This is a genomic window from Streptomyces aurantiacus JA 4570 (assembly GCF_000414115.1).
Classification (GTDB): Bacteria; Actinomycetota; Actinomycetes; order Streptomycetales; family Streptomycetaceae; genus Streptomyces; species Streptomyces aurantiacus_A.
Window position 1 is genome coordinate 23,736 of sequence record NZ_AOPZ01000098.1, and the last position, 15,896, is coordinate 39,631.

The following is a 15,896-nucleotide window of genomic DNA, read 5'->3' on the forward strand; positions in this document are numbered from 1 at the left end:
GTGCGCAGCGAAGAGGGACGGAACCTGTCGGCGGCCCAGGCGGGCCTGTGGTTCGGGCAGGAGCTGGACCCGACAGGCCTGCGCTACGTCGTCGGCCAGTACGTCCACATCCACGGCCCCGTCGACGCGGACAGGTTCGAGCAGGCGCTGCGCGTCGTGGTCGACGGCAGCGAGACCCTGCGCGTGCGGTTCGCCAACACCCCGGACGGGGCCCGCCAGTTCGTCGAGGCGGTGCCCGACTGGGCACTGCGCCGCATCGACGTATCGGGCGCCGAACGGCCGATGGAGGCCGCCGCGCGGTTCATCGAGGCACAGTACGAGAAACCGTTCGACCTCTCGGTGGCGCCGCTGTTCGAGCACTCTCTGATCAGGGCTTCGCAGACGGACCACCTGTGGTGCCTGCGCCTGCACCATCTGCTGTTCGACGGCGTCGGAGTCGCCACGTTCATACGGCGTGTGGCCAGCACCTACAGCGCGTTGTGCTCGGGGCAGCCCGTCGACGACGGAGTCTTCGACCGGGTGGAGACCCTGCTCACCGAGGACGCCCGCTACCGCGCCTCCGCCCGCTTTCGCGACGACGCCGCGTTCTGGGCGGAGAAACTCGCCGGCCTGGACGACGCCCCCGTCCTGGCCCAGGGGCCGGTGCCGCCCGGCTCCTTCGGCCACCTCCGGCGCTCCGCCCGCCTGGACCCGGACCCGTGGGTGCGGCTGCGGGCGAAGGCCGAAGCGTGGGACGTCCAATGGCCTTCCCTGGTGTGCGCGGCCACCGCCATGCTGCTGCACGCCGACAGCGGGCAACGCGATGTCGTCCTCGGCCTCTCGGTGCCGGGCCGGGTCGGCAGGGCGGCCCGCTCCGCGCTCGGTACCGCCGCCAACGTGGTGCCGCTCCGCCTCGCCGTCGACCCCGCTCGCCCGGTGGCGGACCTCGCGCGGGCCGCGAGCACGGAGATCACGGCCGTACTCCGGCACCAGCGGTACCGCCTGGAGGACATCGTCCGCGATGTCGGCGCGCTCGCCGACGGACGCCGGATCGTCGGCCCCACGGTCAACCTCATGTCCATGGACGCCGACCTGGAGTTCGCCGGACACCGGGCGACCGTCCACGAGGGCTCACCCGGGCAGAGCGACGAACTCTCCATCGGCGTGTACGACAACGGCGAGGCCGCGCTGCGCGTCGACATCGACGCCTCCGCCACCCAGTACACCGAGCAGGACATCACGGCCCACCAGAGGCGCCTCCTCACGGCGCTGACCGCTATCGCCGATGCGCCCGACGCGCTGACGACCGGCCGCCTCGCGTTGACCGACGCGCCCGCCCGCCCCACCGGAAGCGCGGCACGACCGTCCGGGACCCTCGTCGACCTGTTCGAGCGGCAGGCCCGTGCCAGGGGCGACGCGACGGCCGTCGTCCACGACGGCGAGGCCCTGAGCTACCGGCAGCTCGACGACAGGGCGAACGAGGTGGCCCGCCGGATCGCGGGGCGCGGGGTGCGGCCCGGCCGGTCCGTGGCCATCGCGCTGCCGCGCTCGCTCGACCTCGTCGTGGCGATCCTGGGCGTCCTCAAAGCCGGTGCCGCCTATGTGCCGCTGAACCCCTCGTACCCGGCTGAGCGGCTCCTGGCCACCCTCACCGATGCCGCGCCCGCCTTGCTGATCACCCGCGGCCACGACGCGCCACCGGCCCCGGACATCCCCGTGCTGCGCCTCGACGAGCCGTCCGCCCCGGACAGCGAACGACAGCCGGCCCGCCGCCCCCGACCCGACGATCCCGCCTACACCATCTTCACCTCGGGTTCCACCGGCCGGCCCAAGGGCGCCGTCGTCACGCACGCCAACGTCGCCCGGCTGCTGACCTCGACCGAGCAGGAATTCCGGTTCGGCGCCGACGACGTGTGGACCCTCTTCCACTCGACGGCCTTCGACTTCTCCGTCTGGGAGCTGTGGGGCGCCCTGCTGCACGGCGGCCGCCTCGTCGTCGTAGGGGAGGACACCGCCCGCTCCCCGGACGAGTTCCTCGACCTCCTCGTCCGGGAGGAGGTGACGGTACTCAACCAGACGCCCTCCGCGTTCACCCAGCTCGCCGAGGCCGACGCCCGGCGCCCGGCGGTGGGGGACCGGCTCGCGCTGCGGTACGTCATCTTCGGCGGCGAGGCGCTGGAACCGTGGCGGCTGCTCGACTGGTACGCCCGGCACGCCGACACCGCGCCCCGCCTGGTCAACATGTACGGGATCACCGAGACCACGGTCCATGTGACCGCGAGGCATCTTGGCGTCGACGCCGCCGCGGCAGGCGCGGGGAGCCTCATCGGGACGCCGCTGCCCGACCTGCGCGTCCATGTGCTCGACGCGGCGCTGCGACCCGTACCGCCCGGTCTGCCGGGTGAGATGTACGTGTCGGGCGCCGGCGTCGCGCGCGGCTACCACGGCCTTTCCGGCCTGACCGCGCAGCGTTTCGTCGCCGACCCGTTCGCGGCGCCGGGGGAGAGGATGTACCGCAGCGGCGACCTGGCCCGACGGCGCGAGGACGGCGGGCTGGAGTACCTGGGCCGCGCCGACCGGCAGGTGAAGATCCGCGGCTTCCGGATCGAACCGGGAGAGGTGGAAGCCGCACTGAGCGGCCTGCCCGGCATCAAGGCCGCGGCCGTCCTGGCCACGGAGGACCTGCCGGGCGACCGGCGCCTCGCCGGCTACGTCGTGGCCGACGCCACCGGATCGGCGGCCCCGGACCCGCGGGTGATCCGCGACGCCGTGGCGGCCCGGCTCCCCGCCCACATGGTGCCCTCCGTCGTGCACCTCGTCGACGCCCTTCCGCTCACCCCCAACGGGAAGCTGGACCAGCGGCGGCTGCGTGCCCTGCGACCGGGGCGAACGGAACGGGCCGCCCCGGCACCGGACGATGAGCTCGACGCGCTCGTGCACGGGCTGTTCGCCGACGTCCTGGGCGTGGGCGGCGACACGGTGAGCCTCGACGACAGCTTCTTCGCTCTCGGCGGGGACTCGCTGTCGGCCAACCGGCTCGCCCAGCGGCTCGCCGACGCTTCGGGCACACCCGTCTCGGTACGCGACGTGTTCGCGTCCCCGACCGTGACGGGCCTCGCCGACCTCGTCAGGCACCCCGACAGCGGCACCGCAGCGGCGGCCCGCCCCCTGACAGCCGTACCCCGCCCCACGCGCGTCCCCGCGTCCTACGCCCAGCGCCGGCTGTGGTTCCTGCACCGGATGGAAGGCCGGGCCACCACCTACCTGGTCCCGCTGGCCGTCCGTATGAAAGGTCCGGTGGACACGGAGGCGCTGCGTGCCGCCTTCGACGACATCCAGGAACGGCACGAAAGCCTGCGCACCCTCTTCCCCGACACCGGGGAAGAACCCTCCCAGCTGGTGCTGGAGCGACCGACGACCCCGTTCACGGTGCGCAATGTGCCGGCCTCCGCACTCGACGCCGAGCTGCGCGCCGAGGCGAGCCGGGGATTCGACCTCACCACCGAACTCCCTTGGCGCACCACCCTGTTCACCAGCGGAGCCGACGAGCACGCACTGCTGACCGTCCTGCACCACATCGTCGCCGACGAGCACTCGCTGCGCACCCTGGCCCGTGACCTGTCCACCGCCTACGGCGCCAGAACGCAGGGCCTGGCCCCGGCCTGGCCCCCGCTCGCCGTCCAGTACGCCGACTACGCGCTGTGGGAACGCGAGCGCCTGGGCAGCGCCGAGAAGCCGGACAGCAGACTCGCCACCGAACTGGACCACTGGCGGCGGACGCTCGACGGCCTGCCCGACGCGCTCTGTCTGCCCATGGATCATGAGCCGGCGCCCGCTCCCGCTCACCGGGGCGACGCCGTCACCTTCGCGTGGGAACCCGAACTGGGGCGCCGCATCACCGCGTTGGCCGCCGCGCGCGGCGCCACCCCGTTCATGGTGCTGCACGCGGCGGTCGCCTGCCTCCTGAGCAGGCTCGGCGCGGGCACCGACATCCCCGTCGGTACCGTCACCGCGGGCCGTGACACGGCAGGCGTCGACGACCTCATCGGATTCTTCGCCGAAACGGTGGTGCTGCGCACCGACCTGGCCGGCAGTCCCGGCTTCGCCGACGTCGTCGACCGGGCACGACAGACCGACCTCAGCGCTTTCGCGCACCAGGTTCCCTTCGACCGGGTCGTCGACGCCGTGCACCCGCCCCGTGTGCTCGGGCGCCACCCGCTGTTCCAGGTCATGGTCATGCTCCACTCCGGGGAACAGGCCGTGCCCGCTCTCACCGGGCTGCGCTGCACCCCTGTCGAACTCAGCCGGTCGATGGCCAAGTTCGACCTGCTCTTCGAGTTCACACAGAACGCCGTCGGCGGCTTCGACGGCGTACTCGAGTACAACGCCGACGCGTACAAGCGGGGGACCGTCGAGCTCTTCCTGCGTGTTCTGAGACGCCTCGTCGACGCCGTACTGGACGCCCCGCAGCGGCCGTTCGACTCCGTCGCCGTCCTCGACGCGGAAGAACGCGCCGCCCTGCGCCCGGCGACGCCTCCTCCTCCGACGACGCCTGCACCGGCGACGCTCGCACCGGCCCCGCCCGCAGCCACGCGGCCCGCAGGGTCCGGCCGCGCTCCCGAAGTGCCGGGCACCGACCTGCTCGTCTCCCTCTTCGGCGCGCTCCTCGGGACCGAACACGTCGGCCCGGACGACGACTTCTTCCGGCTCGGCGGGGATTCCATCCTCGCCATTCGTCTGGTCAACCGTGCCAGGGCGGCCGGAGTCCTGATCAGCCCCCGGGACGTCTTCGAACAGCCGACCCCGGCGGCGCTCGTGCGGGCCGCCGAGCCCTCGTCCCTGCCCGCCCGTTCCGGGACCCCGGAGGAAGCCGTCGGCGAGTTCCCGCGCACGCCCATCATGCGCCGGCTCGCCGAACTGGGCGAACCCGGCGACACCTTCGCCCAGTCGGTCGTCTGCCGAGTGCCCTCTGATGCCACCGAGGCCACCCTGCTCACCGCCCTTCAGACACTCCTCGACCACCACGACGCCCTGCGGCTCGTCGCGCCCGACTCCCAGGACACCGAATCCACCCTCCGGATCCAGTCCCCCGGAGCGGTCCGTGCCGAGGCGTGCTTCTCCCGTGTGCCCACCGATGACGTACAGGCCGAGGCGGAACGCCAGCGGCCGCCGGCCCGGCGCCGCCTGTCGGCCCGCGAGGGCGCCCTGCTGCGCGCGGTCTGGCTGGACGACGGAAGCGGAGGCCGTCTTCTGGTCGTGATCCACCATCTGGCGGTCGACGCCGTGTCCTGGCGCATCCTGCTCCCCGATCTGGCGGCCGCCCACGCCGCCGCCGTCGCCGGGCGTCCCGCCGTACTGCCACCCGTTCCGACGCCGCTGCGCACCTGGGCCCGGAGGCTGGCCGAGGCCACCCCGTCCGAGGCGGAGACCCGATGGTGGACCGAAGCCACCGCGTGCAACCTCCTCGGCCGGCGGCCCCTCGACCCCTCCCGGGACACCGTCGGCGACACCACCACCCTCCGCTTCTCCCTCGGTCCGGAGGCCACCCGGGCCCTGCTCACCGCCGTCCCCCAGCGCTTCCACGCAGGCGTCCCGGAGATCCTCCTCGCCGCCCTCTCCGTAGCGCTGCACCACCGATCCGACCAGTCCGCCGACGGGCCCTTCCTCGTCGACATCGAGGGCCACGGCCGCGACCTCGACCTGGACGAGGTGGCCGACCTCGACAACTCGCGCACCGTCGGCTGGTTCACCGTCATCCACCCGGTGCCGCTCGACGCCCGGGTGGACGACTGGGACGGCATGACGGCACACGGTACGGGCCTGGATGCCGCGGCGAAGCGGGTGAAGGAGCGGCTGCGCACTGTGCCGCACAAGGGCGTCGGCTACGGCCTGCTGCGCTACGGCCCCGACCCCGAGGTCCGCGCCCGCCTGGCCGCCGCCGCGTCGATCGGCTTCAACTACCTGGGCCGCTTCGACACCGGAGACGGCCCCGGTGCCGACGGTGGTGCCTGGGAGCCGCTGCCGGGTTCGCTGCGCGGGGAGGCCGACGCGGCGCTGCCCGTCGCCCACGCCCTGGAGATCGACGCCTTCGTCGAGCCCGGTGACCACGGTCCGCACTTCAGTTTCGCCTGCACCTGGGCCGGGGGAGTCCTCGACCGGACCGAGGTCGACGGCTTGGCGCGGGCCTGGCGGGCGGTGCTCGCCACATTCGTCGAGCACTACGCGGACACCGCCGAGGGCGAACACACTCCGTCCGACTTCCCGTTGGTCTCCGTCACCCAGGCGCACATCGACCACCTCGAAGCCGAGATGGGGCCCCTGGCCGAGCTGCTGCCCACCGCGCCGCTGCAGTCAGGTCTGCTGTTCCACTCGCTCACCGCGCCCACGGATGCCGCGGACCACAGCGCTCCCACGGGCGCCGTGGACCACACCGCCCCGACGGACGCCGCGGACCTCCACGACCCCTATGTCGTCCAACTCGTCCTCACCCTGCACGGCGACGTCGACCCCGAACGCCTCCGTGCGGCCGCCGAGTCCCTGCTGCGCCGTCACCCCCATCTGGGCGGCGCGTTCCGCATGGACGAGGGCACGGACCCGCTGTGCGTGATTCCCTCGCGGGTCGAACTGCCCTGGCGGACCCTGGACCCGGCCTCGGGGCCGGTGCCCGCCGCCCGGCTCCGCGAGCACCTGACCGAGGACCGGTGGCCGTTCCCCCTGCATCAGCCACCGCTGCTGCGGTTCACGCTGGCCCGCACGGGTGCCCGGCGCTGGTCCCTGGCCTTCACCCATCACCACGTACTGCTCGACGGCTGGTCCGTACCGATCCTGTTCCATGAACTCTTCGCGCTGTACCACGGAACGGCGCTGCCGCCGGCGCCGGTGTACCGGCGCCACCTGGCTTGGCTGGCATCCCAGGACGCCGACCGTGCCCAGGATGCCTGGCGTCGGGAGCTCGACGGCGCCGAGCCGACCCGAGTGGGCGGTGCGGGCGCGCACACCCGTCCCGAGCCGCACGCCCGTCCGGAGCCGTCGACGCTGCGTACCTTCACCCTGCCGCAGGAGACCACCGCCGCGCTGACCGCCCGGGCCGCCCACCACGGGCTCACCGTCAACACCCTGGTCGAGACGGCATGGGCACTGGTGCTCGGCCACCTCACCGGACAGGACGACGTCGTCTTCGGCGTGACGGTCGCCGGCCGGCCCGTCGGCCTGGACGGGGCCGAGGAGATGGTCGGTCTGCTGATCAACACCGTGCCCGCCCGGGTCCGTATCGACGCGGCCGCTCCGCTCCAGGACCTCGCCGCGGCTGTCCAGGCGGCCCGCGTACGCCTCCTCGACCACGAGCACCTCGGCCTTGCCGCCATCGAGGCGGCGGCGGGCACCAGCGACCTCTTCGACACCCTGCTCGTCTTCGAGAACTACCCCTTGGAGTCGGAGGACTTCAGCGCGGCGGAAGGGAGCCTGCGGGTCACCGGAGTCGATGTCCACGACGCCACCCACTACCCCCTCGCCGTCGCGGTGCTGCCGCGCGCCGGCCGGCTCGACTTCCGCTTCTACCTCCAACCCGGGCGCCTTGCCCGGTTCGGCGACATCGAGGACATCTGGCGGCTCGTCGCCGACGCCTGCCGGGCGCTGGCGGAGCAGGACACCCTCCGCGTCCGCGACCTCGACCTGCTCGGCCCCGAGCGCCGCGGCCGCCTCCTTGCCCGAGGCCGTGGTCAGGCCACCCCGGTGCCGTCCCACTCGCTCCCGCAGGCATTCGAAGCGATCGTCCACGCCGACCCCGGCCGCCCCGCCCTGTGGACGGCCGACCGGCCGATCAGCTACGGACAGCTCAACTCCCGTGCCAACCGGCTCGCCCACCACCTCCGCCGCCGCGGCGTGCGCCCCGGCACGCCGGTCGGCCTGCGCCTGGAGCGTTCCGTCGAGGTCGCCGTCGCCTTCCTCGCCCTCGCCAAGCTCGGCTCGGTCTGCGTCCCGCTGCGCCAGGACCTGCCGCCCACTGCCGTCCGCGAACTGCTCCACCACGCCGGTGCGGAACTGCTCCTGGACGGACTGGCGGACGCGGAAGCCGAGGCGGCCACCGAGCCCGCGACCGACCCCGGTCTGCACGTTCCGCCCGACGCACCCGCCTGCCTGATGTTCACCTCGGGCTCGACCGGCATGTCCAAGGGCGTCGCCGTCACCCACGGCAACATCGTGGCGCGCGCACACGACCGCGCCTTTCGCGGGGACGCGCACGAGCGGGTGCTCTTCCACTCCTCCCACACCTGGGACCCAGTGGTCTACGAGCTGTGGACACCCCTCCTCACCGGCCGCCAGGTGGTGCTCGCGCCCGCCGGTGACCTCGGCCTCGACGACTACGCCGCCGTCATCACCGAGGGCCGGGTCACGGCCGCCTGGTTCACCGCCGGCCTGTTCGACCTGATCACCGAACAGGCACCCGGCATCCTCGGCGCGCTGCGCCAGGTGTCCACCGGCGGCGACGTCGTCTCGCCGGCCGCCGTCCGCCGCGCCCGGCAGGCCAACCCCGGCCTGCGGGTCATCAACTACTACGGTCCTGTCGAGACGACCACCTTCGCCCTGGGCCACCCGATTCCCGAGGGGCCCTTCGACGACCAGCCACTGCCCATCGGCAGGCCCATCGACAACACGTCCGTCTCGCTCCTCGACGCGGCGCTGCGGCCCGTCGCGCCCGGAGTCCCCGGCGAGATATACGTCGCCGGGGCCGGACTCACGTCCGGATACCACCGCGCTCCCGCCCTCACGGCGGAACGGTTCGTCGCCGACCCGCACGGCGCACCCGGTTCCCGTCTGTACCGCACCGGCGACCTCGGGCGCTGGGACGAGAGCGGCCGACTGCACTTCCTCGGCCGGGTCGACCGGCAGCTGAAGGTGAACGGGTTCCGCGTCGACCCCGGCGAGATCGAGGCGGCGCTGTGCCGCGAGCCCGAGGTCGCCGCCGCGGCCGTGGCCGCCCACACCGCGGGCAGCGGCAAGACACTGACCGCGTACGTCGTCCCCCGTACCGCCGTCGACCCGGCGGAGCTGCGCGCGCGGCTGGCCGCCCGTCTTCCCGGCTATCTCGTCCCCGCGTCGATCGTCACGGTCGGCGCCCTTCCCCTGACCGCCAACGGCAAGGTCGACACGGCCGCCCTGCCCGCGCCCGCCGCCAACGGTGCTCACGGGCCGCGCACGCCACGCCAGGAGGTCATCGCCGCCCTGTTCGCCGAAGCCCTCGGCGTCGGCGTCGACAGCGTCGCCACCGACGCCGACTTCTTCGCGCTGGGCGGCAACTCACTGGCCGCCATGCGGCTGGTGAGCCGTCTGCGCGCCGCACTCGACGCACGCGTCACGATGCGCGACCTCTTCGACGCGCCCACCGTGGGCGCGCTGGACCGACGCCTCGCCGACACCCCACAGACCCCGACCGCACATCCCGCACTCCCGCCCCGGTCGCCGTCGAGCCCCCGTCCCGGCGAGACCCCGCTGTCACCCGCCCAGGAACGTCTGTGGACCATCCACTACTTGGCGGGCCATCAGCCGGACTACCTCACCACCACGGCCCTCGACCTGCGGGGCGAAATCGACACGGCCGCACTCCGCGCCGCCCTGCAGGACGTCGTCGCCCGCCACGAGATCCTGCGGACCGTCTACCCGTACACCGAGCAGGGCCCCGTCCAGCGGATCCTGCCGCCCGAGTCCGCCCCCCTCGACCTGATGGGGGCCAACGTGACCGAGGACGGACTCGACGCCGCGATCGAGGCGCAACTCCGAACCGGCTTCGACCTCTTGAGCCGACCGCCGTTGCGCATCCGGCTCCTCCGCGTCGCCGCCGACCGGCACGTGCTGCTCCTCGTCATGCATCACATCGCCGTCGACGGCGAGTCGCTGGTCCCCCTCCTGCGGGATCTCGCAGCCGCCTACGGCAGCAGGCTCCAGGACGAGCCCCCCACCTGGCCCGCGGCCGCCCCGCAGTACGCCGACTACGCCCAGTGGCTCCACACCCGCATGGGCGACGAAGCCGAGCCCGGCAGTCTCGCCGCGTCCCAGGCCGGGTACTGGCGCGCGGCCGTCAGCGGACTCCCGGACGAGTTGGCCCTGCCCCTGGACCGCCCCCGAGCCGCGGTGGCCGACAAGCGCGCCGCCGGCGTCACGTTCTCCGTGACCGCCACGACCCACGAGCGGATGCACCGGATCGCGCGCGACTGTGGCGCCAGCGGCTACATGATCTGGCACGCCGCACTCGTCGCCGCGCTCGCCCGCATGGGAGCGGGTCAGGACATTCCGGTCGGCGTCGTCGTCAGCGGCCGTGACACGCAGGCGTTGGACGGCCTCGTGGGCTGTGCCGTGCACACGGTGGTGCTGCGCGCCGATGCCTCCGGGCGTCCGACCTACCGCGAACTGATCGGGCAGGTCCGGGACCGCCTGCTCGCCGCGCACGATCACAAGGAGTACCCCTTCGACCGGCTCGTCGAGCTGGTGAACCCGGAGCGGTCGCTCGCGCGGCACCCGCTGTTCCAGGTCGCCGTCACGTACACCGCGCTGCGCGGTCACGAGACCCTCGGCTTTCCGGGACTCGCGGCCCAGTTCCGCCCGGTGCCCGTACCCCATACCGATTTCGACTTGCTGTTCCAGCTCTCGGAGCAGCCCGACCTGGGCGGCATCACCGGCACCCTCATCTACGCCACCGAGCTCTTCGACCGGGCGACAGCGGAACGCATCAGCGCCGAGGTCTCCCGCGCCCTGACGGCGATGACCAGAAATGTCGACGACCACCTGCCGAGCGTCCCCCCTCGCACCGCCTGAGAGGCCGCATCGGCCAACTGCAGCCCGACGACACCACGCGGTTCTGCTTCAGCAGCTTCTCCACGGTGCCCGTGTCGCGTACGCCGCGGAAGTACTGGTCGCTCGCGAGATTCGTGGACGCGGACGACAGGGCGCCGCCGTCGCCACGGGCGACAGCAGGGCCGAGGCCGTGAGCAGCGCGGCGCCGAACGCCACGGCGGGTCCGGTGCGTAAGCGCATCGTGCCTCCCAACTGGTGTGAGAGCAGGGGCTGGTGGAGCGCACCAAGCGGTATGTGATCTGTCCGGAGCGCCCACGCGGGGGCGATGTACGTCGCGCACGGGCCTTGACCGGCGCCCGGTGGCCCGCACAGGATCACGCTCATGACGGGTGGACACGACAGCGCGACGACGACCGGTGTACGCGGCAGCACGGTCGACGGCATCCTCCGGCGCAGCGCCCGCCGGACACCGGCCCGCACCGCCCTGCGCTACGGCGACCGCGCCTGGACGTACGCCGAACTGGACGACGCCGTCTCGCGCGCGGCCGGCGTCCTGCGCGGAACGGGCCTGGCCGGCGGCGACCGCGTCGGCGCCTACGCCCACAACTCGGACGCCTACCTCATCGGCTTCCTGGCCTGCGCCCGCGCGGGCCTCGTCCATGTGCCGGTGAACCAGAACCTCACCGGCGACGACCTCGCGTACATCGTCCGGCAGTCCGGCAGCGCCCTCGTCCTCGCGGACCCCGACATCGCCGCCCGGCTCCCCGAAGGCGTGACCGTCCTGCCGCTCAGGGACAGCGACGACTCGCTCCTCGCCCGCCTCGCCACCACCGGCCCGTACGACGGCCCCGAGCCGGACTCCGAGGACCTCGCCCAACTCCTGTACACCTCGGGCACCACCGCCCTGCCCAAGGGCGCGATGATGACCCACCGGGCCCTGGTGCACGAGTACATGAGCGCCGTGCACGCCCTGGACCTGAGGGAGTCCGACCGGCCGCTGCACTCGCTGCCGCTCTACCACTCCGCCCAGATGCATGTGTTCCTGCTGCCGTATCTGGCGGTGGGCGCCGAGAACACGATCCTCGACGCGCCGGACGCCGCCCGGATCTTCGACCTGGTTGAGGCCGGCCGCGCCGACAGCCTGTTCGCGCCGCCCACCGTGTGGATCGGCCTGTCGCACCACGCGGAGTTCGCCACCCGCGACCTGAGCGCCCTGCGCAAGGCGTACTACGGCGCGTCGATCATGCCGGTGCCGGTCCTGGAGCGGCTGCGCTCCCGCCTTCCCGGCCTGGCCTTCTACAACTGCTTCGGCCAGAGCGAGATCGGGCCGCTCGCCACGGTGCTCGGCCCCGAGGAGCACGAGGGCCGCATGGACTCCTGCGGGCGGCCCGTCCTGTTCGTCGAGGCGAAGGTCGTCGACGAGGCGGGCAAGGAGGTGCCGGACGGCACGCAGGGCGAAGTGGTGTACCGCTCACCGCAGTTGTGCGTGGGCTACTGGGACAAGCCCGAAGAGACCGCCGAGGCGTTCCGCGACGGGTGGTTCCGCTCGGGCGACCTCGCCGTGCGCGACGCGGAGGGCTACTTCACCGTCGTGGACCGGGTGAAGGACGTCATCAACTCCGGGGGAGTGCTTGTCGCTTCGCGCCAGGTCGAGGACGCGCTCTACACCCACCCCGCCGTCGCCGAGGCCGCGGTGATCGGCCTGCCCGACGAGCGCTGGATCGAGGCCGTCACGGCCGTCGTCGTACGCGGCGAAGACGTCACCGAAGCCGAACTCATCGCCCACGCACGCGAACAGCTCGCCCACTTCAAGGCGCCCAAGCGCGTGCTGTTCGTGGACGCGCTGCCGCGCAACGCCAGCGGGAAGATCCTCAAGAGGGAACTGCGGGACCGTTTCAGCACCGGCTGACGGAGGCGGCGCCGTCATGGCGCGGGCGGCCGCGCGCCCGGGTCACTTCCCCCGCAGATCCACGATCCGCTTGAACTTCCCCACCGACCGCTCGATGGTCTCCGGGTCCACGACCTCCACGGCGACCGAGACGCCGATGCCGTCCTTCACCGCCGCCGCGATCTCCCGGGCGGCCATGTCGCGCCGCTCGGGCGGCGCGTCCGAGCGGGCCTCCACGCGCACGGTGAGGGCGTCCATGCGGCCCTCCTTCGTGAGCCGCAACTGGAAGTGCGGGGCGAGCCCCGGGGTGCGCAGCACGATCTCCTCGATCTGGGTGGGGAAGAGGTTCACCCCGCGCAGGATGACCATGTCGTCGCTGCGCCCGGTGACCTTCTCCATGCGCCGGAACACCCGCGCCGTACCGGGAAGGAGCCGCGTCAGGTCCCGGGTGCGGTAGCGGATGACGGGCAGCGCCTCCTTGGTGAGGGAGGTGAAGACCAGCTCGCCGTGCTCGCCGTCGGGCAGCGCCTCGCCCGTGACCGGGTCGACGACCTCGGGGTAGAAGTGGTCCTCCCAGATGTGCAGGCCGTCCTTGGTCTCCACGCACTCCTGGGCGACTCCGGGGCCGATCACCTCCGAGAGCCCGTATATGTCGACGGCGTCGATCGCGAACCGCTCCTCGATCTCGCGCCGCATCGCCTCCGTCCACGGCTCCGCGCCGAAGATGCCGACCTGGAGCGAGGTCGTCCGCGGATCGATGCCCTGGCGCTCGAACTCGTCCAGGAGGGTCAGCATGTACGACGGCGTGATCATGATGATCTCCGGGCGGAAGTCCAGGATGAGCTGGACCTGGCGCGCGGTCATGCCGCCGGAGGCGGGGATCACGGTGCAGCCGAGCCGCTCGGCGCCGTAGTGCGCGCCGAGGCCGCCGGTGAACAGGCCGTACCCGTACGCCACATGGACCTTCTGCCCCGGCCGTCCACCCGCCGCGCGGATGGACCGGGCCACCACGTCGGACCACATGTTCAGGTCCTGCTCGGTGTAGCCGACGACGGTGGGGCGCCCGGTGGTGCCGCTCGACGCGTGCAGCCGCCGCAGCTCCGACTGCTCCACGGCGAACATCCCGAACGGGTAGTTCGCCCGCAGATCCGCCTTCGTCGTGAAGGGGAACCGGGCCAGGTCGGCGAGCGAGTGACAGTCGTCGGGCCCGAGCCCCGCCGCGTCGAACGCCGCCCGGTAGAAGGGCACGTTCTCATAGGCGTGCAGCAAGGTGTCCTGAAGCCGCTCGAGCTGCAGCGCCTCCAGCTCCGCGCGGCCGAGCCGCTCCGCCGCGTCCAGCAGTGCCGGTGTGCGCGCCATCTGGAGTACCCCCGTCCGTGCCGGGCGACCGATCATTCGGCCGATCTTGTGTCGGGGTCAGTTATTCAAGGTTTCCGGGCTTCTGGCAAGGCTTTCGTACGAGGTGTCATCGGCGGATGTCCGAGCCCTCACGCCCGCTGTGTGGCCGCCCTCCGCCCGGCTGTTCGAAGAAATCCCGCCGTCCTCGGCACCGGAACGATCCGGCCACCCGGCGAGCCGTCCGCGGTGATCCACGGCGCTCGGAGCGGGCACGACGGCCTCGGCACCCGCGACGTAAACGCGCCGCGCACGCCTCATCACCCTCGACCCCTTCGATCGCACGTTGTTTCACTTGCGTCGCGCCGCTCCTCTGCCGACCCATCCGGAACAGAGGGCTACGCGCGCCGCATCTGTCGCAACGCCGTTGGAGGAGACCCGGGATGAGCACCGAAGCGACGCCGGACCAGCAGGACGCGCGGGAGCCGAACGCGGGCCAGACGCAGTTGAGCCTCGGCATCGCGGCCGCGCGGAATCTGTCGACCACGACCAAGACCGTCCCGCAGATGCAGGGCATCAGCTCGCGCTGGCTCCTGCGGACACTGCCCTGGGTGGAGGTGAGCGGCGGTTCCTACCGGGTCAACCGGCGCCTGGTGTACGCGGTCGGCGACGGGCGGGTGACCTTCGTACAGGAGGGCGCCGACGTCCGGGTCGTCCCCGCGGAGCTCGCCGAGCTGCCGCTGTTGCGCGGCCTCGACGACGCCGAGGCGCTGCGGGCGCTCGCCGAGCGGTTCCAGCAGCGCGAGTTCCAGCCCGGCGAGGAGATGGCGCGGGCGGGACAGCCCGCCGATCACGTCTATCTGATCGCGCACGGCAAGGTGCAGAAGGTGGGCACCGGCAAGTACGGCGAGGAGACCCGGCTCGGCACGGTCGCCGACGGCGGGTACCTCGGCGGCCAGACGGTGGGGACCGAGGCCGGCGAGTGGGCGTTCACCGCGCGCGCGGTCACCGCGTGCACCGTGCTCGCCCTGCCGCGAGCGGCGTACGAGGAGGTGGCCGGGCGGAACGAGCGGCTCCGCGCCCACGTGCGGCGCCGCGAGGACGAGGCGGGGCGCCCGCAGAACAAGCGGGGCGAGGCCGACGTGGCGCTCGCCGCGGGGCACGCGGGCGAGCCCGCACTGCCCGGCACCTTCGTGGACTACGAACTGCGGCCGCGCGAATACGAGTTGAGCGTGGCCCAGACGGTACTGAAGGTGCACACCCGGGTCGCCGACCTCTACAACGACCCGATGAACCAGGTCGAGCAGCAGCTGCGGCTGACCATCGAGGCCCTGCGCGAGCGCCAGGAGTGGGAGCTGGTCAACAACCCCGAGTTCGGCCTGCTGCACAACGCCGATCACGGCCAGCGCGTCTCCACCCACTCCGGGCCGCCCACACCCGACGACTTCGACGAGCTGCTGAGCATGCGCCGCCAGACCAAGGCGTTCTTCGCGCACCCGCGCGCGATCGCCGCCTTCGGCCGTGAGTGCACCAAGCGCGGCATCTACTTCGGTGACGCCGAGGTCGACGGCCATCGCCTGCCCGCCTGGCGGGGCGTGCCGATCTACCCGCTGGGCAAGCTGGGGGTGGCGGCCGACGGCACCACGTCGATCCTGGCGATGCGCACCGGCGAGGCCGCGGAGGGCGTGGTCGGCCTGCGCCAGACCGGCATCCCCGACGAGTACGAGCCGGGCCTGAACGTGCGGTTCATGGGCATCAACGACCAGGCCGTCATCTCCTACCTGGTCAGCACCTACTACTCGGCGGCCGTCCTGGTCCCGGACGCGCTCGGTGTGCTGGAGAACGTCGAGGTCGACCGGACGCCCGACGCCTGACACCGGGCCCGTGTCTCCCACCGCCGCGAAGG

General features: G+C 72.8%; 4 protein-coding genes. 3 read left to right on the top strand and 1 reads right to left on the bottom strand.

The annotated features are described in order from the left end of the window. Nucleotides 1-10,788, top strand: a complete 10,788-nt coding sequence (locus tag STRAU_RS12315) for a non-ribosomal peptide synthetase (protein ID WP_016640626.1) — start codon at nucleotides 1-3, stop codon at nucleotides 10,786-10,788. 361 nt (nucleotides 10,789-11,149) lie between these two features. After that, nucleotides 11,150-12,676 (top strand): acyl-CoA synthetase, encoded by a 1,527-nt coding sequence (locus STRAU_RS12320; RefSeq protein ID WP_016640627.1) that lies wholly within the window; start codon nucleotides 11,150-11,152, stop codon nucleotides 12,674-12,676. A 42-nt stretch (nucleotides 12,677-12,718) separates the two neighbouring features. Here the strand turns inward: STRAU_RS12320 and paaK are convergent, their stop codons facing one another. After that, nucleotides 12,719-14,014, bottom strand: coding sequence for a phenylacetate--CoA ligase PaaK (gene paaK, locus STRAU_RS12325; RefSeq protein ID WP_016640628.1), 1,296 nt, complete (start codon nucleotides 14,012-14,014; stop codon nucleotides 12,719-12,721). A 419-nt stretch (nucleotides 14,015-14,433) separates the two neighbouring features. Between paaK and STRAU_RS12330 the strand changes: the two genes are divergently transcribed. Beyond that, the gene (locus STRAU_RS12330; protein WP_016640629.1) at nucleotides 14,434-15,864 is read left to right on the top strand and encodes a family 2B encapsulin nanocompartment shell protein; all 1,431 of its coding nucleotides are present in this window, start codon (nucleotides 14,434-14,436) and stop codon (nucleotides 15,862-15,864) included. Nucleotides 15,865-15,896: the final 32 nt, after the last annotated feature.

Bases quoted from the DNA above. Each gene is read 5' to 3' on its own strand.
- STRAU_RS12320 (WP_016640627.1), top strand. From the start codon at position 11,150: ATGACGGGTGGACACGACAGCGCGACGACGACCGGTGTACGCGGCAGC.
- paaK (WP_016640628.1), bottom strand. From the start codon at position 14,014: ATGGCGCGCACACCGGCACTGCTGGACGCGGCGGAGCGGCTCGGCCGC.
- STRAU_RS12330 (WP_016640629.1), top strand. From the start codon at position 14,434: ATGAGCACCGAAGCGACGCCGGACCAGCAGGACGCGCGGGAGCCGAAC.